This is a genomic window from Mycobacterium sp. KBS0706 (genome assembly GCF_005938675.2).
In the GTDB taxonomy this organism is placed as follows: domain Bacteria; phylum Pseudomonadota; class Alphaproteobacteria; order DSM-16000; family Inquilinaceae; genus Inquilinus.
Map to the genome: position 1 here is coordinate 24,154 of NZ_VCCH02000032.1, position 21,687 is coordinate 45,840.

20 protein-coding genes are annotated in these 21,687 nt (G+C 70.2%); all 20 read right to left on the minus strand.

The genetic code is table 11. The features are described 5' to 3' along the window. Positions 1-333: 333 nt before the first annotated feature. The 20 genes from FFK22_RS18490 to FFK22_RS18585 all read right to left on the minus strand — a co-directional run bounded on the left by FFK22_RS18490 (position 334) and on the right by FFK22_RS18585 (position 21,616). Entirely contained in the window at positions 334-762 is a 429-nt protein-coding gene (locus FFK22_RS18490; RefSeq protein WP_186002535.1) for a hypothetical protein, read from the minus strand. A 33-nt stretch (positions 763-795) separates the two neighbouring features. Further along, a complete protein-coding gene (locus FFK22_RS18495) occupies positions 796-1,557 on the minus strand; it encodes an SDR family oxidoreductase (protein WP_138889514.1) in 762 nt (253 codons plus the stop codon). Between the two features lie 172 nt (positions 1,558-1,729). After that, complete coding sequence (locus FFK22_RS18500; RefSeq protein WP_138889513.1) at positions 1,730-3,415, minus strand: ATP-binding protein; 1,686 nt, start codon at positions 3,413-3,415, stop codon at positions 1,730-1,732. Between the two features lies 1 nt (position 3,416). Beyond that, the gene (locus FFK22_RS18505; protein WP_221938691.1) at positions 3,417-3,854 is read right to left on the minus strand and encodes a response regulator transcription factor; all 438 of its coding nucleotides are present in this window, start codon (positions 3,852-3,854) and stop codon (positions 3,417-3,419) included. A gap of 29 nt (positions 3,855-3,883) precedes the next feature. Beyond that, positions 3,884-4,534 (minus strand): response regulator transcription factor, encoded by a 651-nt coding sequence (locus tag FFK22_RS18510; protein WP_138889512.1) that lies wholly within the window; start codon positions 4,532-4,534, stop codon positions 3,884-3,886. Positions 4,535-4,548: 14 nt separating this feature from the next. Next, positions 4,549-5,085, minus strand: a complete 537-nt coding sequence (locus FFK22_RS18515) for an Rrf2 family transcriptional regulator (protein WP_138889511.1) — start codon at positions 5,083-5,085, stop codon at positions 4,549-4,551. A gap of 79 nt (positions 5,086-5,164) precedes the next feature. Continuing rightward, positions 5,165-5,914, minus strand: a complete 750-nt coding sequence (locus tag FFK22_RS18520; RefSeq protein WP_138889510.1) for an SDR family NAD(P)-dependent oxidoreductase — start codon at positions 5,912-5,914, stop codon at positions 5,165-5,167. A gap of 143 nt (positions 5,915-6,057) precedes the next feature. Continuing rightward, positions 6,058-7,560, minus strand: a complete 1,503-nt coding sequence (locus tag FFK22_RS18525) for a mechanosensitive ion channel family protein (protein WP_221938692.1) — start codon at positions 7,558-7,560, stop codon at positions 6,058-6,060. Positions 7,561-7,713: 153 nt separating this feature from the next. Beyond that, positions 7,714-8,355 (minus strand): SGNH/GDSL hydrolase family protein, encoded by a 642-nt coding sequence (locus FFK22_RS18530; RefSeq protein ID WP_138889535.1) that lies wholly within the window; start codon positions 8,353-8,355, stop codon positions 7,714-7,716. Positions 8,356-8,738: 383 nt separating this feature from the next. Continuing rightward, positions 8,739-9,626, minus strand: coding sequence for a GntR family transcriptional regulator (locus FFK22_RS18535; RefSeq protein ID WP_138889509.1), 888 nt, complete (start codon positions 9,624-9,626; stop codon positions 8,739-8,741). 140 nt (positions 9,627-9,766) lie between these two features. Then, positions 9,767-10,924, minus strand: coding sequence for an iron-containing alcohol dehydrogenase (locus FFK22_RS18540; protein WP_138889508.1), 1,158 nt, complete (start codon positions 10,922-10,924; stop codon positions 9,767-9,769). Between the two features lie 52 nt (positions 10,925-10,976). After that, a complete protein-coding gene (locus FFK22_RS18545) occupies positions 10,977-12,482 on the minus strand; it encodes an FGGY-family carbohydrate kinase (RefSeq protein ID WP_138889507.1) in 1,506 nt (501 codons plus the stop codon). Continuing rightward, positions 12,479-13,327, minus strand: a complete 849-nt coding sequence (locus FFK22_RS18550) for a class I fructose-bisphosphate aldolase (protein ID WP_138889506.1) — start codon at positions 13,325-13,327, stop codon at positions 12,479-12,481. The genes FFK22_RS18545 and FFK22_RS18550 overlap by 4 nt, the downstream gene beginning before the upstream one ends. Positions 13,328-13,337: 10 nt before the next feature. Next, a complete protein-coding gene (locus tag FFK22_RS18555; protein WP_138889505.1) occupies positions 13,338-15,038 on the minus strand; it encodes a glycerol-3-phosphate dehydrogenase/oxidase in 1,701 nt (566 codons plus the stop codon). A gap of 239 nt (positions 15,039-15,277) precedes the next feature. Then, complete coding sequence (locus tag FFK22_RS18560) at positions 15,278-16,270, minus strand: aldo/keto reductase (RefSeq protein WP_138889504.1); 993 nt, start codon at positions 16,268-16,270, stop codon at positions 15,278-15,280. After that, complete coding sequence (locus tag FFK22_RS18565) at positions 16,254-17,234, minus strand: sugar-binding transcriptional regulator (protein ID WP_138889503.1); 981 nt, start codon at positions 17,232-17,234, stop codon at positions 16,254-16,256. Before FFK22_RS18565 ends, FFK22_RS18560 begins: the two co-directional genes overlap by 17 nt. Before the next feature lie 5 nt (positions 17,235-17,239). Next, positions 17,240-18,211 carry an ABC transporter permease gene (locus tag FFK22_RS18570; RefSeq protein ID WP_138889502.1) on the minus strand — a complete coding sequence of 324 codons (972 nt, stop codon included), beginning with the start codon at positions 18,209-18,211 and terminating at the stop codon, positions 17,240-17,242. After that, positions 18,208-19,767: a sugar ABC transporter ATP-binding protein gene (locus FFK22_RS18575; protein WP_138889501.1), complete on the minus strand. Its 1,560-nt coding sequence runs from the start codon at positions 19,765-19,767 to the stop codon at positions 18,208-18,210. Before FFK22_RS18575 ends, FFK22_RS18570 begins: the two co-directional genes overlap by 4 nt. 64 nt (positions 19,768-19,831) lie before the next feature. Beyond that, a complete protein-coding gene (locus FFK22_RS18580) occupies positions 19,832-20,869 on the minus strand; it encodes a substrate-binding domain-containing protein (protein WP_221938694.1) in 1,038 nt (345 codons plus the stop codon). Between the two features lie 348 nt (positions 20,870-21,217). After that, complete coding sequence (locus FFK22_RS18585) at positions 21,218-21,616, minus strand: RidA family protein (RefSeq protein ID WP_138889500.1); 399 nt, start codon at positions 21,614-21,616, stop codon at positions 21,218-21,220. Positions 21,617-21,687 lie beyond the last annotated feature (71 nt).

Genomic DNA, 21,687 nt, shown 5'->3' on the forward strand with positions numbered 1-21,687 from the left:
GACCCGTTAGCTGCCGTGAGGCGCCGTTGGCTCTTGTCAGCCGGCGCGGGGTGAATGGGTAGGCCGGATCAAATGGCGGCGTTCTGAAAAGGTCTCGCACGCGGCGCAGAGCAATTCTGAGATGACACGCCGGTTCATTTTCGTCATGGCGAGGCGCGCAGCGCCGTGGCCATCCAGGGGGCCGGCGCAAGCGGCTCTGGATGGCCACGCCCCTACGGGGCTCGCCATGACGAATCAATATTCCGGGCCGGTTGTATCAGGCGGCGTCCTTCGCCGGCGCGTCCACCTCGTGCACGGCGCGAAGGCCGATCTGCGCGATGGTCAGGCGCGGGGTCATCTGTAGCTCTCCCTGAGGACAAGGCTGGTCGAACGGGCGTCGCGGATCGCCCAGAGGGTCAGGAGCACCCCGAGAGCCGCCGGGAGCGTGACGGCCGGAAAGTCGCGGATCAGCACCGACGGCCCGCAGATGCCGACGGCGACCTCCCAGTAGTGGAACAGGGCATGGCCGCCGAGCCATAGGGTAGGCGCTGCCCAGGAGATGACGCGGTACCGCGGCTCCATGACGCCGACCAGGTAGGCGGTGCCGACGAACAGGAAGATCAGGCCGATATCGCGGATGAAGTGCTGGTTGAACGGGCCGGTGTCGGTCACGCCGGGCACCGCGAAGTACCAGGCGTCCGGCGACACCAGCATGAACACGCCGTTCGCCAGGGCCAGGAACCCCATCAGCAGGGCCACGCCGATGCAGAGAGTCTTCAGCATCACTCAGTCCTTTCTTGCTGTCGGTGCCGCCGGCTACTTCTTCGGCGGCGGGGGAACGTTGGCCAGCCACCAGTCGATGCTGGTGGCGCCGAGGCGGGCGTCCGGGCCGGGCATCAGCGACCGGTCGTCCACCTTGATGCCGTAATACGACGCCGCCGGATCCGTGATCACCTGGCGCGGATCCTTGTCGAAGGCCAGGACCTTAGCGATCATGTCGTCGAGATGGACCGGGACGGGCCCGCCGACTTCCCGCATCCCGTTCACTGGCGCGGCCAGCGCCGCCTCGGCGACCGCGGCCGCGACGTCCTGCGCCGCCATCGGCTGGAACAGCGTGTGCGGCAGGCGCACGGCGCCATCCGCCATGGAAATATCCGCGATGGTGCGGATGAACTCGAAGAACTGGGTGGCGCGAACCAGGGTGTAGGGGATCGGCGACGCCTTGATCAGGCTTTCCTGCGCCAGCTTGGCGCGGAAATAGCCGCTGTCCTGCAGCCGCTCGGTGCCGACGACCGACAGCGCGACATGGTGCCGGACGCCGGCCTTCACCTCCGCCGCGGTGATGTTGCGGCCGGCGGTCTGGAAGAACTCCATCGCCGGCCCGGCCTCGAAGGACGGGGCGTTGGCGAGGTCGACGACGACATCGGCGCCCCTCAGCGCCTCGTCCAGTCCCTTGCCGGTGACGGTGTCGACACCGGTGCTCGGCGCGGCGGCGAGGGCCTGGTGGCCCTTCTGGGTCACCTTGGCGACGACCTTCGAACCGATCAGGCCGGTCCCGCCTATGACGACGATCTTCATGGCTTCACCTCGCGCGAAAGGGGCACCGGGCGTCGTCTCGGTCGAGGGCCTCCCCCTTCGCCGCACGACCAGTGCCTGGAAACCAGGATCGTGGATTTCACGTCCCTCCTCCATTGTGCCGACCGGTAGTCCGGCACACCGAAGGATGGGTCATCCTGTCCCTGGGGACAGGTCAGGCCGGGTCGGGCTCGGCCGGAAGCCAGAGCCGGAAGGACGCGCCGCCTTCGGGGCGGTTCGAGGCCGCGATGCCGCCGCCATGCGCCGTCATGATCGACTGGCAGATGGCGAGGCCGAGGCCCATGCCCTCGTCCTTGGTGGTGAAGAAGCCCTCGAAGATGCGGTCGAGATCCTCCTCCGGGATGCCGGGCCCGTTGTCCCGGATCACGAAGACGACCTCGCCGCCGGGGCCGAGCCCGGTGCTCAGCTCGACGCGGCCGTCCTTGGTGCCGGCCTGGGCGACGGCCTGGACGCTGTTGACCAGCAGGTTGACGATCACCTGCTGCAGCTGGACCCGGTCCCCGATCACGCGGGGCAGGCCGAGGCCGAGCCTGGTCGACAACCGGATCGAACGGGACTCGATGTCGTGGCGCAGGAACAGCAGCGCCTCGTCGACCACCTCGTTCAGATCCACCGGCAGGCATTCCGGCGCATGCTTCGCCGTCATCGCCCGGATGCGGTGGACGATCTCGTTGGCATGGCGGGCGCTGGCCACGATCCGGGTGGTCAGTTGCACCACCTTCGCCAGGTTCGGCTCGTCGCGCGACAGCCAGCGCAGGCTGGTCTCCGCATTGGTGAAGATGGCGGCCAGCGGCTGGTTCACCTCATGCGCGATCGAGGTGGCGAGCTCGCCGAGGGTCGAGATCCGGGCGGCGCGCGTGAAATCGGCCTGAAGCTGGCGCAGCTGCGCCTCGGTGCGAAGCCGGTCGGTGAGGTCTTCCAGGCCGACCACCGTCACATCCAGCTGCTCGGGCGGCGTCGGGAAGGTCACCGCGATCTGCACATCGAGCAGCCGGCCGTCGAGCGTGCGCAGCTTCATCACCTCGCTATGGCTGCGGCGCCCGTCGAAATGCGCGATCATGACCCGCCGGGCGGTCTCGGGGGACGCCTCGAACAGGCATTCCACCGACCCGACGAGATCCGCCGCGCTTCGCGCACCGAACAGCTGCGCCGCGGCCCGGTTGCCCTCGGTGATCCGCACGCTCTGCTCCGCGAAGGCGATCAGCTCCGGGTGGTCATCGAGGTAGGCGCCGATGTCGCAGACGCCCTCTGCCTTCAGCCGCGCGAACACCCGGCCCATCACCCTGGCGTCGACCCGGAGAAGCGGGTTGGGCATGTGGTGGATGAGCTTGCGGTAGCGCTCCTCGCTCGCCCGCAACGACCAGTAGGACCGGCGGTCGACCAACGCGCCCTTCACGGTCACGAACATCGCGTCGGCGCCGGTCTCCTGCGAGCGCCACACCGTCAGCACGGGGTCCTGCAGCAGCAGCGAGGTGATGTCGCGCGTCCGCGTCGCATCGGGCGACCGGTCGATCGCAACCGCGGCGATCAGCTCGGCGAGGTCGGCCTGGCTGTCCGGCGGCCAGAACTCCGCGATGGGCCGGCCGATCATGTCCTCGCGGCCGTCGAGAGCCCCCACCAGATGCACGGCCCGCTCGTTGACGTCCACGACACGCGAGCGCGCCAGCACCTCTCCCACCCAATTCGCCTGGCGCGGCTCGCCGCCCGGCGGGCCGGCACTGACGAATGTCCGGGCGTCCGCCGTGTCGAGCTCCCAATAGGGTGACCCGCGATATAGCGCATCGATCTCCAGGACGATCCTGGACTCAGGCTCTCTGGCCGAAGGCCGCGTCTTGGACATGTCAGCCTCCGGGTGAATCGTCTTCGTCCTGGCCCAGAGCCGACCTCAGGTGACCGAGCAGCGCGCAGTCATCCACCGGCTTGGCCAGATAGGCGCAGGCGCCGTCCGCCAGCGCCCGCGCCCGACCCGCCGGATCGGGGGCGGAGGTGATCATGACCACGGGCATGGCCGAGCCGAGGGCCCGCAGCCGGCGCTGCAGATCGATGCCGTCCATCCCCGGCATCCGCACGTCGGTGATCAGGCAATCGAACCGTCCGGGTGCGAGATCCGCAAGGAAGGCCGCCGCGCCATCGAACGCCTCGGTCGAGAAGCCCATCACCTGAACGAGCTCGGACAACGCGTCGCGCATGGCTTCGTCATCATCGACGATCGCGATAACGGGCACCTTGGACAAGCGATCGGCCTTCATTGACGCGGTTTGACGGCCATGACGCGCCATCCGCGGTCTCTTCGTAACTATCCCGTGGTCTAGGTCGGCTCGCCCTCGCGCAGCTCGGCGGGAAGGGCCTCCCATGCCCGGATCAGCTCACCGACCGAGCTTGCGTGCATCTTTCTCATCACGTTGCTGCGGTGCAGCTTGACCGTGACCTCGCTGATGCCGAGGTCGTAGGCGATCTGCTTGTTGAAGCGCCCGAGCGCCACGGCGTGCAGCACCTGGCGCTCGCGTGGGGTCAAGGTCTTGTGATGGTCGACATGCAGCCGGGCGACCCGGGCCTGGGCGCGCTGCGCGACGTCGCGCTCGATGCCGGCCGTGACGGCATCCAGCAGGGTCTGGTCGCGGACCGGCTTGGTCAGGAAATCGATGGCGCCGGCCTTCATGGCCTGGACCGTCATCGGGATGTCGCCATGGCCGGTCAGGAACACGATCGGCTTGGTCCTGCCGTTGGAGGCGAGCTGCTGCTGCAGGTCGAGGCCGCTGGTTCCGGGCAGGCGCACATCGAGCACCATGCATCCGGAGCGGTCCGGCAGAGTCGTGTCCAGGAGCTCGCGCGCCGAGGCGAAGCCGGCGGCATCGAGCCCCACCGAGAACATCAGCTCCTGGAGCGCCAGGCGGACGGCCTCGTCGTCATCGACGATCAGCACCAAGGGACGCTCGGGTATCGCGGCGGCCGGGTTCATGGGCAAATCCGATTCTATGAGGCGGTTGACGCAACGCCGGATCTGCGGCCGCGGCCATTGACCCGGTGGTCGATCCACTCCTGCAGCTCGTTCGCGAATTCGGGCGGCGCCTTGCGGTAGACGGTCGCCGCGACATCGGCCAGGGACTGGGCGGCCAGCGACTCCCGCATCGCCTTCTCCGCCCGCAGCATCACCGCATGGATCGAGCAGGTGCCGGCCATCGCCCAGCCGGGCGGGCTGTCCCCGAACACGGCGCAGCGGCCGCGGATTTCCTGGCAATCGAACAGCGGCTTGCGGCCCTCGATCGCATCCACGACCGCGAGGACGCTGATGTCCTCCGGCTTTTGGGCGAGCACGTAGCCGCCGCGCACGCCCTCCGTCGCGCGGACGATCCCGGCCTTTTCCAGCTTGGCGAAGATCTTGGCGAGGAAGGTCGGCGACAGGCCCTGGAGCTCGGCGAGGTCGCGGCAGCTCAGCGGGGTCTCACCCTTGTCGATGAGCCAGAGCAGGCAATGCATGCCGTATTCGACGCTTGCGGTGACGTGAGCCATAACGCGGACTCTATCAGTCCGAGTTGTGGCTCACAACGACAAACGCGGATAGATTGTATCTTAGTTTAAATTGAACCGCTCAGAGCAGCGCCATGCCGCCATCGACCCGCAGGTTGATGCCGGTGACGAAGCTGCTGGCATCGGAGGCGAGGAACAGCGCTGCCCGCGCCAGCTCGTCCGGTCCGCCCAGCCGGCCCAGCGCGATCCCCGCGGCCATCGCCGCGGTGAAGGAGGCGCGCTCCTCGGGCGGGACGCCCAGCTTCTCGAGAATGGCCGTGTCGACCGGGCCCGGGCTCAGAACGTTGACCCGGATGCCGCGGTCCTTCAGCTCGATCGCCCAGCTGCGGGCGAAGGCGCCGATCGCCGCCTTCGAGCCGGCATATACCGCGTGGCCAGCAAGGACCTTCTCGCTGGCGAGCGACCCCACCAGGATGATCGCCCCGCCGTCGCGCAGGATCGGGGCCATCTTCTGGACGCCGAAGAACACACCCCGGGCGTTGATGCCGAACTGCATGTCGTATTCGGCCTCGGAGACCTCGGCCGAATGCGTGATCTGGTTGACCCCGGCATTGGCCATGTAGATGTCGAGAGGGCCGAAGCGCCGGGTCACCTCCTCCGCGACATGGGCATGATGCGCCGGATCGGCGACATCGCCGTCGATGCCGAGCGCGCCGAACCCGATCTCCCGCACCGCCTGGTCGACCACGGCCCGGCGGCGGCCGGTGATCACGACCTGGGCGCCTTCGGCCGCGAAGGCCTTGGCGGCAGCCAGGCCGATCCCGCTGTTGCCGCCGGTCACCAGCGCGACCTTGTCCCTCAGCTTCTGCATCTGATCATCCTCGGAGTTGCCGTCGCGGCCGCACCGAGGGCCGCGCCGCAATCTCCGGCAACCAAGGATCCGGCCGACACTGTGCAGATGGCTGGTTTGGCACACCGATGGCGAGCCGACCCTGGACCTCGGCATGGGTTGCGTCAGCCTGCCGACCGCTTACGGAAGACGGTCTGGATGGCCCCCAGGAAGAAATGATGGCTGCGGCCATGCGCCGGCCCCTGGCCGGCGAGCGCCCGGGCTTTCTCGACACGCGCGGACAGGCTGTGGGCGAGATCCTCCGCCAGGGCCGGGCGGTTCTCGATCAGCGGTCCGAAGGCGGCCTGGTCGATCTCGTAGACGGTCACGCGGGTCAGGGCCTCCAGCGTGCAGGCCTCCCCCATGCCGGCCAGCAGCCCGGTCTCGCCGAAGAAGTCGCCGGGCGCGAGCCGGCCGGCCTCGCCGCCGCCGCGGCGCATGACGACGACGCCGGCGCGGACGATCATCAGGGAGGACAGCGCCTCTCCCTCGCGCACGATCACATCACCCTTGCGGTACTCCCGCGGGACGACGGTGTCGGCCAGCGCCCGCTTCTCCTCCGGCGTCAGCACGGCGAAGATCGCCATCGCCTCGATCAGCTCGACCGGAGAGACCTGCGGCGGACGGGCCGTCTCCTCCGCGGGCAGATCCTGGGGGGCGATCCCGACGCCCGGCGGCAGCGCCAGCAGCAGCCCGGCCGCCTTGCAATGGCGGTAGACCAGGTCGACGACCTCGTTCCGGGCCTGTGTCCGTTTCGCCGGGCTGGCGACCCGAAAGCTCAGCTCGATCTCCAGCGCCGTCGCATCCAGCCCCTTCAACGCGACGCTCGGCGGCGGCTCCTTCAGGGCGGTCTCCGAACTGAGCAGGGCCGCTTGCATGACGTCCGCGATGATCGCCGGCATGCGCGTCGGGGCGACGCGCATGATCAGCGACACCGAATGCGACTCGTCGGGTCGGCTGACATTGGTCAGGCCGAGCCCGGCCAGGACGCTGTTCGGCAGCACGACCTCGTTGTTCGAGCCGGTCAGGAGATGGGTCGACCGCCAGGTGCTCTCGACCACCCGTCCCTCGGTGCCGTCGCTGAGCACGATCCAGTCGCCGATCGCGAAGGGCCGGCCCAGCGTCATGGCGATGCCCGAGAAGACGTCGCCCAGCGTGTTCTGCAGGGCGAGGCCCAGGATGATGGCGATCACGCCCGAAGTGGCGACCAGGGTGCCGATCGGAATGCCGAAGACGAAGGCCAGGACCGACAGGGCCACGCCGAGATAGACGGTGCCGACGACCAGATCCTGCAGCAGCCGCGCCTCGCGGGGATGCCGATCGAGGACGAGATAGATCCGCACGAAGCCGATGATCGCCCAGGCCAGATGCACCCACCAGAGCAGCCGGGCGGAGACGACGAGCAGGGTGCTGTCGTCCGCGGTCCGGTGGCCCTCGAGGATGAAAGGCGAGACATTGCTGCGCAGGAGGATCGTGGTCATCACCGCGAAGAAGCCGATCTGCACCACGAGCCGGGTGTTCGACCGCCGCCTCGGGATCAGGTACCACGCCAGGATCCCGGCGAGCCCGGCCAGATCGAGATGCGCGAGCGGGGACGCCAAAAGCGCCGAGGCGGACATCTGATCCATCGCATGCCCTGTTCCGGCCGGCGACGAGAGAGCGGATGCTCACGCCGGTCGACAGGCAAGCCTATCCTGCGGCTGCGGCCCGGAGCGATCCGGACCGAGGGCGAGGTCGGCTCATACCGCGGGATAGGTGCCTGGCTTGGACAGGCGGTCTGGTCAGCGCTCCGCCAGCAGCCGCCGGGCCACCGGCACCAGCGCCTCGCCGATCGCCCGGGTGTTGGCGGCATCGAGATGCACGCCGTCGACCGGCGACGCCACCGCCACGCCCGCCGCGTCGAAGAAGGCGCAGCCGCAATGCTCCGCGGCGTCGCGGTAGCGCGGGGCCAGCTTCTGCGATTCGGCGATGCTGCGGCCGCCGGCCGGCTGCCAGTCGCCGGCCACGGTCTCGCCGAACAGCGGCGGCGCGACGATCAGCACCTGCGGGACGCGGCCATTTCCGCCATACGGATAGGTCCTGGCGATCTCGACCAGCCGCTCGATCCCGGAGCCGGCGCCCAGGGCGGTGCCGCAGAGATGCGGCTTCAGGTCGTTGGTGCCGAGCAGGATGACCACGAGGTCGAGGGGGGAGTGGCTGCCCAGCAGCGTCGGCAGGATGCGGGCGCCGTTGCGGTCGGCCGCCGCCCCGTGATCGTCGAACATGGTGGTGCGCCCGCCGAGGCCCTCGGCGATCACCCGGGCGGATCCCCCCAGCCCCGCCTCCAGCACGCTGGGCCAGCGGTCCTCGAAGCGGTGGCGCCCGCCGCTCACGGGGTCGGCGCCCCAGGTCAAGCTGTCGCCGAAGGCGAGGATGGTCTTCACGTCGCTCAAGCTCGTCGCTCCGTTGTAACGCCGCCCGCCCCAGCAGCGTCGGCCGCTCCAGCGGCCCGGCATTGGTGTTGACCCGGCGGTCCAGCCGGACGTCGCGGTCGCCGAAGGTCGGAGTCACCGTGTCACAGAACGCGGTCTCGACGAAGCGCCAGGTCATCTCCAGCCGCCATTCGTCGCGCCTGCCATCCCCGGTCTTCGCCGCCAAGGGGGCGCCGGCTTGGCCGCTTACCGGGGCCTTGTCGGCATCGCTGCGTTGAGAGCGGCCGCGTCCTGCGGGCGTCGACCATGATCGATAAATTGCATAATATATTAATATAAGTCAATTTTAATTTGCACACGAGGACGCCGCCAGCCCTCGCGGCACAGCTCGGGGCCTAGCCAAGAGTGCCGTCGGCTTTCAGCTTGAGGGCGTAGTCGAGGTGGAAGCGGATGAACTCGGCCGCCTTGGCGAAATCGCCGGCCTCGAGCAGGTCGAGGATGCGCAGATGCTCCAGCGACTGGCCGACCAGGCGGCTGCGGTCGACCGTCTTGCGGTACTCCGCCAGCCGCCGGCTGGCATTCACCCGCTTGATCGATTCGATGAAGTAGAGATTGCCCGAGCCGGCGACGATCATCTCGTGGAACTGCGAGTTGATCTCGAACAGCTTGGTGCGCGACAGCGTGCGGTAGTCGCCGTCCAGCAGGGCCTGCTGCTGCGCCCGCGCCCGGCGGAACGCCTCCTCGTCGACCGTGTAGCCCGGCTGCAGGATGGCGGCGGGCTCGATGGCGATGCGGAACTGATAGGCCATGCGATAGGCCTCGCTGGAGGTCAGCACCGGCAGGAAGCCCCAGCCCTTGCCGGGCAGGCGCTCGACCCACCCCTCGCGCGCCATCCGCGTCAGGATCCGGATCGCCTCGCTGCGCGACAGGTCGTAGCGCCGCATGATCTCGTTCTCGCTGACCCGGTCCGGCAGCCGGCCGGACAGCCGATCGTCGGCGAGCTGGAAATAGGCCTCCTCCCCCGCCTCCGGGCCGGCATCGGCGGCGATCTCGGCGGCGAGCGCCGCCGGATCCTGCGCCAGGAAGAAGCCGCGATTGGCCTCGCGCCGGACGACGCCGCGGGCCTCGAGCAGCTTCAGCGCGTCATTGACGGGGGACCGTGACACGCGAAACACGTCGGCCAGCTTCTGCGCCGGCAGATGGTCGTTCGCCCGCAGCGGCTGGTCGCGGGCGTAGTCGATGATGCGGGCGGCGATCTGCGGCGTCAGCGGCGATGGCGGCATCGGCCCCTCTGGTCAGGCCGGCCGGTACGGGCGATGACGGGCCGCGCTGATGCAATTGTACTTCGAGTCATCTTTGTGCAATAGGCCATATCGGCCTGTTCTTGGCAATTGCACGATGATGCCGCCGGCAACGCGCCCGCTCACCCCCAGGCGCGACGATAGAGGTCCTGGATCGCGGCGGCATCGGGCACCCGTGGGTTGTTGGCGGGCGAGCCCGAGGCCAGGGCCTGCTCCGCCATCAGCGGCAGCAGCCCGTCCCAGCGCCGCGGGTCGAGGCCATAGGCCCGCGGCGTCGGCACGTCGAGCTCGGCATTGATCCGGTGCAGGGCTTCGACCAGGCGGGCGACCGCGGCCTCCTCGCCCTCCTCCGCCCGCGCCAGCCCCATCGCCACGGCGCAGGCGGCGTAGCGCGGCAGGGCGGCCGGCGCCGACCATTCGGTCACCACCGGCAGCAGCATGGCGTTGGACAGGCCGTGGGCGACGTGGAAATGGGCGCCGATCGGCCGGCTCATGCCGTGCACCAGCGCCACCGAGGCGTTGGAGAAGGCGATGCCGGCCTGCAGCGAGCCCAGCATCATCCCTTCCCGAGCGGCGCGGTTGCCGGGGTCGTCGCAGGCGGTGCGCAGATGGGCCCAGATCGACCGCATGGCGGCCAGCGCCATGCCGTCGCTGAAGGACGAGGCGCGGCGCGACACATAGGCCTCGATCGCATGGGTCAGGGCGTCGATGCCGGTGTCGGCGGTCAGCCGGCGCGGCTTGCCCAGGGTCAGCTCGTAATCGACGATGGCGATGCTGGGCAGATAGGCCAGGCCGGCGCAGAGCATCTTCTCCTCCGTCGCCTCGTCGGTGACGATGGTGAAGCGCGTGGCCTCGGAGCCGGTGCCGGCAGTGGTCGGGATTGCGATGATCGGCAGGCCCGGCGCATCCTCCTGGTGCGGCGACTTCAGCGCCCGCATGGTGCCGCCCCGCACGCCGAGGACCGCGGCCGCCTTGGCGGTATCGATCGGGCTGCCGCCGCCGAAGCCGATGACGCAGTCATGGTCGCCTTCGCGGATGAACCCCACGGCGGCGTCGACCACGGCCGAGGTCGGGTCGGGAATGGTGTCGGTGAAGGCCCGCACCGGGATGCCGGCTTCGGCCAGCACGGCGCGGAGGCGGTCGAGCGCGCCGTTGCCGGCCAGGAACCGGTCGGTGACGACCGCCGGCCGCTTCAGCCCGAGCTGCGCCAGGGCCTGCGGCAGCTCGTCGAGGGCGCCGGCGCCGATCCGCATCAGGCGCGGCAAGGCGATCGCGGACATGGGGGTCTCCTGTCAGCGGGTTGCAAGAGTCGGGCTGAAGGGGCCGGTCAGGTCACGCCTGGCCGATGTCCCGAAGGGCCGCCCAATGTGGCGCCAGGCTTTTGCCGACCGCCTGCCACAGGGCGAAGCGGCGGCGATAGAAGCCGGCCAGGCCGGGATCCGGCACGATCTCCCGTGACGGCGCCACCATCGCGGCCGCGGCCTCGTCGAGGCCGGCGAAGCGGCCGGCGCCGACCGCGGCGGCCATGGCGGCGCCCAGCGCTCCCGTCTCCGCCTGCGCCGCGACCCTGACGGGCATCCGCAGCACGTCGGCGATCATCTGCGGCCAGACCGGGCTGCGGGCGCCGCCGCCGGAGATGGTGATGCCGCGCAGCCGGGCGCCGGCGGCGAGCAGCTTCTCGACATGGGCGAGATGGGCGAAAGCGACGCCCTCGAACACCGCCCGCACCATGTCGCCGCCGTCGTGCCAGCCGGCCAGGCCGAAGAAGCCGGCCCGCGCCGCGGGCTCGCCCGCCGCGCCGTAGAGATAGGGGTGGTACATCGGGCCGCCGGCCTTGGGCGGCGCCGCCGCGGCCAGGGCGTCGGCCAAAGCGAAGGCGCTGCCGCCGTCCCGCCGGGCATCCTGCGCCAGCAGGTGATGGGCCAGCCATTCGAGATTGGCCGCCGAGGTGGCGGAGTTCTCCATCGACAGGAAGCGGCCGGGCGCCATGCCGGCCGACATGAACACCCCGTCCAGCGGCGCGTCGACCACCACCTGGTTGATGCTCCAGGTGCCGAGGATGATCGAGGCCTGGCCCGGCCGGGTGACGCCGGCGCCGACGGCGCTGGCCACCACGTCGAAGAAGCCGGCCACCACCGGCGTGCCCTCGGCCAGGCCGGTGCGCGAAGCGGCCTCCGCCGACACCGTGCCGACCCGGTCGGTCGGCCAGTGCAGCGGCGGCAGCTTGGCGGCGACGCCGCCGAGGCCGTAGACCGCGAGCAGCCCGTCGTCGTAGCGGTTGTCGGGCAGGCGCAGCAGCCCGGCCCCGCCCATATCGGTGATGTCGGTCGACACCCGCCCGGTCAGGGCATGGACCACTAGGTCCTTGCACATCAGCACATGGGCGGCGCGGTCCAGCAGCTGCGGCCGGTGCCGCGCCATCCAGGCCAACAGCGCCGGGGTCTGCGACGGCCAGGGCCGCTGCAGGCAGATCGCCGCCGCCGCCTCCCCCACCCCGGCGGCCGTCCACTCCTCGACCAGCCCGGCGGTGCGGCTATCGAGCGACTGGATCGCCGCCAGCGGCCCGCCCTCGGAGTCGAGCAGGTAGAGGCCGTTGCCATGGCCCGAGGTGCCGATGCCGGCGATGTCGCGGCCGTGCAGGCCGCTCTTGTCCAGCAGCTCGCGGACGAGGTCGGCGAGGTCGGCGCGCAGGCGGCCGATGTCGCGCTCGACCATGCCCGGCTCCGGGCTGTGGCCGCCGGTGTCGCGATGGGCGCAAGCCAGCTCGCGCCCCGCATCGTCGAACAGCAGCGCCTTGACCCCGGTGTTGCCGGCGTCGATGCCCAGCCAGGCGCTCATCGCCCGCCCCCGTTGCGGTAGATCGCCCAGGCGGCGTCGCCGTCGGCGCCGTCATGGATCATCGCCATCAGCGCCGCCACCACGGCGCCCGGATTGTCGTGCTGGTAGATGTTGCGGCCATAGACCATGCCATGCGCGCCCTGGGCCATCAGCGCGGCGGAGGTGTCGAACACCCGCCGCAGGTCGGCCTTGCCGCCGCCGCGCACCAGCACCGGGCAGCGTGCCGCCTGGACCACATGGCGGAAATCGGCCGGGTCGTCGGTCGGGTCGGCCTTGACGATGTCGGCCCCCAGCTCGCGCGCCAGCCGGACCAGGGTGACGATCTTCTCGGCGTCGCCGTCGACCAGGTAGCCGCCGCGCTCGTTCGGCTGCATCACCAGCGGCTCGATCATCAGCGGCATGCCGTATCTCTCGCAGTCATTGCCGAGCCGGCTGATGTTCTGCACGCATTGCCGGAACAGCCCCGGCTCGTCCGGCAACATGAACAGGTTCACCACCACGCAGGCCGCGTCAAGCCGCAGCGCCGGCAGGATCGGGTCGGCCTCGTTCTGCAGCAGCGCCCACATCTCGCGATGGCGCTGGCGGTTGTAGGGGTTGCCCATATCGACCCGCATCACCAGCGCCGGCCGCCCCTGCCCCGGCATCGACTGCAGCAGGTCGGCCTGGCCGTAATTCATCTGGATCGCGTCCGGCCCGGCCTCGGCCAGCATGCGGACCACGCCGGCCATGTCCTCCAGCCCGGCCATGAAGGACGGCTCGTTGCAGACGCCGTGGTCGATGGCGACGTCGAGGCAGCGGCCGTTGCGCATCAGCCGGTTCAGGCGGACCTTCTTGGTCAGATACATCGGAGTTCCCTCAGTGTTGCCCGGCCTGCACGCGGTGGCGGCGGGCCATGATGTCGTCGAAGCGAGCGGCGGCGGCGGTGGTCTCGGCCTCGCTCCAGCCCAGGGCGGAGGCGACCAGATCGCCGGCCTCCGCCACCAGGGCCGAGGTGATCCGGCCTTCCATGCCCAGCAGGGTGCGGCGCAGCAGCAGATCGCCGATGTCGCGCACTCGTTCGGTCTCGATCAGGTATTGCAGCTCGCGCCGCGAGTAGTCGGGCGCGGCGGCGACCGGCGCGTCCTGCCCTTGCCCGAGGAAGCGGGCGACGGCGACGGCGCGGCTGCCGTAGCGCTCGCTCAGATCCCGGAAGCGGGCCAGCGGCAGGCCGGCGGCGGCGGCCTGGTCCCGCTGCCAGCGCGACCGGGCCTCGGCGTCGCGCGGGAAACCCCGGCCGCCGCCGATCGCCAAATCATGGGTGCCGACCCGGCGCGGCCGGCCGAGCTGGGCCAGGGCCAGGTCGGCGACCTCCTCGCCGAAGGCGCGGAAGGTGGTCCATTTGCCGCCGATCAGGGTCAGCACGGCGAAGGGCAGCCTGCCCGCCGCCTCGACCTCGACCGCATGGTCGCGGCTGATCCGCCCGGTCGCCTCGTCCTCGCTGACCGGCAGGGGCCGGACGCCGGTGAAGACATGGACGATCTCGTCCTCGCGCACCGCCAGCTCCGGGAAGATGCCACCGAGCGCTTCCAGCATGTAGCGCTTCTCATCGTCCAGGCAGACCGCGTCGTCGGGGTCGTCGACCCGGATGTCGGTGGACCCGACCATGGCGGCGCCGGCATGGTTGAAGGCGATGCAGATGCGGCCGTCGCCATTCTCGAAATAGATCATCCGGTCGCCCAGCGCCTCCTGCAGCGCCTGGTTGCGGATCATCAGATGCGAGCCCTTGGTGCCCTGGACCCGGCGGCGGTTGCTGGCCGGGCCGATGGCGCCGCCCACCACGTCGACCCAGGCGCCGGTGGCGTTGACCACCACCCGCGGCGCGATCCGCCCGCTGGCGCCGGTGATCCGGTCGCGCCAGGCCAGGCCGTCGCCGTCGCGGCCGGTGATCTCGGTGTAGGAGAAGGCGCGGGCGCCGGTCTCGGCCTCGGTGTCGAGCAGCAGCTCGATGCCCAGCCGCTCGGGGTGGGTGACGCGGGCGTCGTAGTACAGCACCCCCGCCACCGCCCGGCGGGTGATCCCCTTCGCCAGCCGCTGCAGCTTCGCCCGGCCGATGCCGCGATGCCGCGGCATGGTCCGGCTGCGCCAGGACAGGAGGTCGTAGAGGGCGAGGCCGGTGCGGATCATCAGCCCAGGCCGCGCCTGCGGCCGCTCGGCGATTCCCAGAAAGGCGCCGATCGTCGCCAGCGTGCCGCGCAGCCGGGCCGTCACCGGCACCAAAGTCGGCAGCGGCGAGACGTAGTGCGGCGCGTTGCGCAGCAGCCGGTCGCGCTCCTGCAGCGACTGGCGGACCAGCCGGAACTCCCCGTTCTCCAGGTAGCGCAGGCCGCCATGCACCATGCGGGACAGGGCGGCGCTGGCGCCGGAGCAGAAATCGTCGCGCTCGACCAGCACCACATCGATGCCCTGCAGCGCCAGCTCGCGGAAGGTGCTGATGCCGTTGATGCCGCCGCCGATCACCAGGACATCGGCCCGCTCGGGGATGGCCCGCTGGGGGATGGCCGAGCCATTGCCGGTCATCGTGTCGTGTCCTCACTCGCGGCGGGCTGATGGGGAACTCGGACGACCCATCCCGATTGCCTCTCCCGCCTGGCGGGAGAGGTCGGGCTCGCGCAGCGAGACCGGGTGAGGGCTGGTCCAGGCCTCGACAAAGGGCCCTCACCCGGAGCCGCTTCGCGTCTCCGACCTCTCCCGCAAGCGGGAGAGGCAATCTGAGCGTTGCCGAAGATCTGCAAAGTGGACATTCGCTGGAGCCAGTCCTACGCGGCCGCCGCGACCGGGCCGAGATGGGTGGCGATGGCGCGGTCGATCGCCGCCAGCTCGTCCGCCGCCAGGCGCAGTTCGCCCGCCCGCGCATTCGCCCGGGCCTGGTCGGCGTTGCGGGCGCCGCACAGGGCGAAGGTGATGCCGGGCTGCGCCAGGGTCCAGGCGATCACCACATCGGCGACCGCCACGCCATGGTCGCGGGCGATGCCGCCGAGATCGGCGGCGAAGGCGGCGACGAGCCGGCGGTTCTCGGCCGAGAAGCGCGGGTTGGTGCGGCGCAGATCGTCGCCGTCGAAGGCGCGCTCCGGCCCGATCCGGCCGGTCAGCAGGCCCAGCGCCAGGCTGGAATAGCTGATCACGGCGATGCCGGCGTCGCGGCAGGGTGGGAGCAGCGTCCGCTCCAGCCCGCGGTCGAGCATGTTGTACGCCTCCTGCACGCAGTCGACCGGCCCGGCGGCGCGGTAGGCGGCGAGGTCCTCGACGCTGGCGTTGCTGATGCCGATCGCCCTGGCCTTGCCCTCGGCCTTGAGCGCCAAGAGGGCCTCCATGGTCTCGGCGATCGGGGTCGTCGGGTCCTGCCAATGGGTGATCAGCAAGTCGACATGGTCGGTGCGCAGGCGGCGCAGGCTGGCCTCCAGCTCCTGCCGCACCGATTCCGCGCCGAGATAGCGGTGGATGGTCTTGTCGTCCTGGCCGACGAAGGGGCGGCCCTTGTCGGTGTCCCAGACCAGGCCGCATTTGGTCACCAGCACGACCTCGTCGCGCCGTCCCTCGATCGCCCGGCCGACCAGCTGCTCGGCCCGGCCCAACCCATAGGCCGGGGCGGTGTCGACCAGGGTGACGCCGGCGTCGAGCGCGGCGCGGATCGCCGCGACCGAGGCGTCGTCGTCGCCGCCGCCCCACAGCCAGCCGCCCATGGCCCACGTGCCCAGCCCCACCGCGCTGGCAGGGATCCCGCTGGCCCCGATCTCACGCTGCATCTGCATCCTTGCCCTCCAGCTTGTCGACGACCGCACGCGCCGTCCGGTCATCCGTGATCAAATGGCCCAGCGCGCCGCCGCGCAGCACCGCGGCGATGGCCTCGACCTTGCGTTCGCCCGAGGCGACGGCGATGCGCCGCGGGATCCCCGCCAGCTCGTCCAGCGTCAGCGCCACCAGCCGGCGGTTCGACGGGTGGTCGCAAGGCCGGCCATCATGGTCGAGCAGATGGGCCAGCAGCTCCGCCTCGGCCCCCACCCGCTCGATCGCGCCGCGGTCGGCGGTGTCCGACAGGGTCAGGTAGGTGGCGTGCTCGTCGCGCACCGAGCCGATGCCGAACAGCGCGACATCAGCGGACCGCGCCATGTCGAGCACGCCGCGGATGGTCGACACCGACAGCAGCGCCGCCCGCTCCGCCTCGTTCGCTGCGAAGATCGGGGCGTGCAGCTGGTAGGCCCTGCCGCCCAGCTTCTCCGCCAGGGCGACGGCGACATGGTTGACGTCGGTGCGGAACTTGCCCTGGACGCCGCCGGTGGCCGGCACCACGCGGACGTCATAGGCCCGCGGCGGGGCCAGCGCCTCGATCGTGGCGCAGAGGGCGACGCCGCCGGAGACGGCGATGGTCATGCCGTCGGCCAGGCCCTCCAGCAGCGTGGTCGCCGCCGCCTCGGCCGCCGCCTTCAGCACGATCGCCGGGTCGGTCGAGACCGCGGGCACCGCTACGGCCGAATCGAGGCCGCCGAGGCGACGCAAAGTGGCCGACAGCCCCTCCTCCGCGTCGAAGGGCGAGCGGATGCGGATGTCGACCAGCCCGCGCTCATGCCCCTCGCGGATCATGCGGTTGACGCTGGCCGGCGAAATGCCGATCTCCGCCGCGATATCCGCCTGGGAGCGGTGCTCCTGGTAGAACATGACCAGGACGCGGTGGATGTTTCGCAGTCTCTCGGATTCGCTGTAGAGCGGGCGCGGCATCGGTCTCAGCCCCGGGCTTTGTTCATGTTGAGGAGGTGATCGATCGTCACCGCCACCAGCAGGATGGCGCCGCGGATGATGTCCTGCCAGTACACCGGCACGTTGAGCAGGATCAGCGAGGAGGTGACCAGCGACAGCAAGGCCGCCCCCAGCACCGCGCCGGCGATGGTGCCGGCCCCGCCGTTCAGGCTGGCCCCGCCGATCACCGCGGCGGCGATCACGCTGAGCTCCATGCCGACGCCGAATTGCGGGGTGGCCGCGCCGAACCGGGCCATGTAGATCACGCCCGCGACGCCGGCCAGCGTGCTGCACAGCGTGGCGCAGATGATCTTGGTGCGCCTGGTGTCGATGCCGGAGAAGCGGGCCGCCTTCTCGTTGCTGCCGGTGTAGTAGACCCGCCGGAACAGCACCGACTTGCGCAGCAGCACGTCGAACACGGCGATCAGCACCAGGAAGATCAGGATCACGAAGGGCAGGCCGCCGACGCTGCCCTGGCCGACGAACTTGAACTCTTTCGGCAGCGAGAACAGCGACTGCGGCGTGCCCTGGGTCAGCAGCAGGCTGAGGCCGCGGGTGATCACCATGAAGGCCAGCGACACGATGAAGAAATGCAGCCCGATGCGAGTGACGCACAGCCCCATCAGGAAGCCGATGGCGCCGCAGCACGCGACCGCGATCAGGCTGGCCGACCAGGGGTCGAGCCCGGCCAGGAACAGCGTGCCGCCGATCACCATCGACAGGCACACCACCGACCCGACCGACAGGTCGATGCCGCCGACGATCAGGAGGATGGTCATGCCGATGACCACGATCCCCTCGATCGAGAAGGACAAGAGGATCGCCCGCATGTTCGACAGGGTCAGGAAATAGGGCGAGGCGAAGCTCATCGCCACGAACAGCAGGGCGATGATGGCCAGGAGGCCGAATTCGCGGACCCGGACGACGCGCATCATCGGCGTCACGGCGGCCATGCTCATCTGATGTCTCCCATGGCGGCACGGCGCGTCGCGCCCTGCCCGCTCTCTTGGAATCCGAGGCCCGAGGCCAAATGCATGATCGCCTCCTCGCTCATCTCGCCGGGCCCCAGCTCGCCCGCCAGGCGGCCTTCATGCAGGACCAGGATGCGGTCGCTGATGCCGATCAGCTCCGGTAGCTCGGACGAGATGGCGACGATGCCGGCGCCCTGGTCGGCGAGCTCGCGCAGGATGGCGTAGATCTGCGCCTTGGCGCCGATGTCGACGCCGCGCGTCGGCTCGTCGACGAACAGCACGCGGGGGTTGACCGCCAAGAGGCGGGCCAGCGCCACCTTCTGCTGATTGCCGCCGCTGAGCGTCGCCACCGGCTGCTGCACGCCGGCACAGCGGATGCCCAGGCGCTGGCGCATCGTCTCGGCCAACGCCGCCTCGCGCCGGCGGCTGACCATGACCCGGCCCGACACCAGACGCAGGTCGAGCGATGAGATGGTCTGGGCGATCGGCAGGTCGAGGAAGACGCCGTTGCCCTTCCTGTCCTCGCTGAGATAGGCCAGCCCCTGCCGCACCGCGGCGGGGTAGTCGCCCGCCGGCACCTCGGCGCCGTCGCACATGACCTTTCCGGCGGCGCGCCGGGCCAGGCCGCAGATCGCCTGCACCGTCTCGGTGCGGCCGGAACCGATCAGCCCGCCCAGGCCGACGATCTCGCCCGGCCGGACCTCGAAGCCGACATCGCGGACGATGCCGCCATCAGACAGGCCCTCGACCTTGAGCAGCGGGGCCGCGACGGCCGGCCCCCGGCGCGGCGGATACAGGTCGAGCAGCGGCCGGCCGACCATCTTGGCCGCCACCTGCTCCGGCGTCGTCGCCGCGGTCGGCAGCGTCTCGACATAGGCGCCGTCGCGGAACACGGTGATGCGGTCGGCGATGGCGAAGATCTCGGCCATGCGGTGGCTGATATAGATGATGCCGATCCCCCGCGCCTGCAGGCCGCGGATGATGGCGAACAGCGCCTCGGCCTCCGCCTCGGTCAGCGCCGCCGTCGGCTCGTCCAGGATCAGCACCCGGCAGTTCAGCGTCAGGGCCTTGGCGATCTCGACGATCTGCTGGCTGGCGATCGGCAGCTCGGCGGCCCGCACATCGACCGGCACCGGATGCAGGCTGGCCAGCACCGCCTCGGCCCGCCGCTTCAGGTCGCGCGTGTCCATCCACAGGCCGCGCCTGACGCCGCGGCGGCTATTGGTCTCCGCCATGAAGATGTTCTCGGCCACCGTGGCGTCGGGGCACAGCGCGATCTCCTGGTGCACCAGGCCGATGCCCAGCGCCTGGGCCGCGGCCGGGCTGGGGATCCGCACCGGCCTGCCGTCCAGGCTGACCGTGCCGCGGTCGGGCTGGTGCACGCCGCCCAGCACGTTCATCAGCGTCGACTTGCCGGCGCCGTTCTCGCCCATCAGGGCGTGCACCTCGCCGGCGCGCAGCTCGAACCGCACGCCGGACAGCGCGCGGACCGGGCCGAAGCTCTTGGCGATGTCGTGGACGGAGAGGAGCGGCGGTGCGGTCACGTCGACGGCTTTCCTGGGTCGCGGAGGCCGGCCAGGGCGGTCCCGGCCGGCGGTCGGGCAGCGGTTATTCCTCGATGCCCTTGGTGCCGCGGCGCTTCAGGTACTTGTCCCAGTAGAACTCGTCGGCATTGGCCGCCGTGACCACGGCGTAGCCATTGTCGATGAACGGGATCACCATCGGGTTGCGCCCGGCGCTCTTGGCGTCGTTCATCGGGTCGATCAGCTCCGGATGCGCGGCCATGTACAGCGCCATGAAGCCCATATAGCCCTGCATGCCCTGGTTCGGGTTGACCGAGCCGAAGACCTGGCCGGCCTTGATCATGTCGAGGATCTTGGCGTTCACGTCGGCGGTCATGACCTTGATCTTGCCGCCGAGCTCGACGCTGGCCTGGGCGGCGCCGAGGGCCGAGTTCGCCTCCGGCATGAACAGCGCGCCGAGATCGGGGTTGGCCTGGGCCATCGACAGCACGGCCTGGTAGGCCTTGTTCGGGTCCTGGTTCGAGGCGGCGCGGGCGACCAGCTTCATGTCCGGCCACTTCTCCTCCATCCGCTTGATGAAGGCGGCGACGCGGCGGTCGTGGTTGTCCTGGCCCGGATTCTCCAGCACGCCGTATTCGCCCTTGCCGCCCATCGCCTCGGCCACCGCATCGGCGGCGCCCTTGCCCTCGAGGTCGTTGTTCGAGGTGATGAAGGCGGTACGGTTCGAGTTCGGCGAATCCGCGGCGAAGGTGACGATCGCCGTGCCCTGCTCCATCGCCCGGTTGATCGGCTCGATGAACGGGTCGGAGTTCATCGGATGCACCAGGATGCCCTTGGGCTGGCGGGCCAGGATCTGGTCGAAGCTGGCGATCTGCTTGGTCACGTCATAGTCGGGCGTGCCGGTGTAGATGGTCTCGCAGCCCATCTGTTTGCCGGCCTGCTTGAACATCTCGTAGACCGGGAACCAGTACTCGACGCCCGAGACCATCACGTTCATGGCGTAGAGCTCGCCGGGCGCGCAGCGGAACGGCTCCGCGGCATTCGCCGGGGCCACCGACGCGCCGGACAGGGCCATCGCCAGGGCGGCGCCCGCCAGGAACCGTGCGCGAAGTGTCGTCATCATTCATCCTCCCCTGATCCCGGCGGCGTCCTGCACGGCCGGTTGTTGATGTATATTTCAATGACTGAAATTTCTTCCGTTCAAGAAAGCGGGGTTTGTGGACGGCGTCAAGCGCTTTGTCGGCGGGCAACGAAAAAGGGGCGCGCCGACGGAATCGGCGCGCCCCTTTGGCGACGATGGATTATCGACGGCCTTTGATCGACTCTCCGGCCCTACTTCCTTTCGTCATGGCGAAGCCCGTAGCGCCGTGGCCATCCAGGGCCGCTGGCACCGGCCCCTGGATGGCGACGCCCCTTCGGGGCTCGCCATGACGGGTCAATATCTCGCTGGCAGAGGACGGGCCGCGGGCGATCAGGCCGCCTGCGGGATGCGCGCGATGACCTTGATCTCGAAATCGAAGCCCGCCAGCCAGTTCACGCCCACCGCGGTCCAGTTCGGATAGGGCGGCTCGCCGATCGTCTTCAGCCGGATCGTATTGAACGTCTCCCACTGCGCGGCCGGGTCGGTGTGGAAGCTGGTGATATCGACGACGTCCTCGAAGCTGCAGCCGGCAGCCTTCAGCACGGCCGTGAGATTGTCGAAGGCGAGCTGGACCTGCTTGGCGAAATCCGGCTCGGGCGACCCGTCCTCGCGGCTGCCGACCTGGCCCGAGACGAACAGCAGATCGCCCGAGCGGATCGCCGCCGAATAGCGGTTGATCTCGTAGAGCGCCTGCCGCCCGGCAGGGAAAACCGCTTCGCGTCTGGCCATCGCTTTCACTCCTTTGAGACAGACCTGACCTTCCTGCCGTCGCGACGATCGCCGGGCTTCGGGTTCTGGTC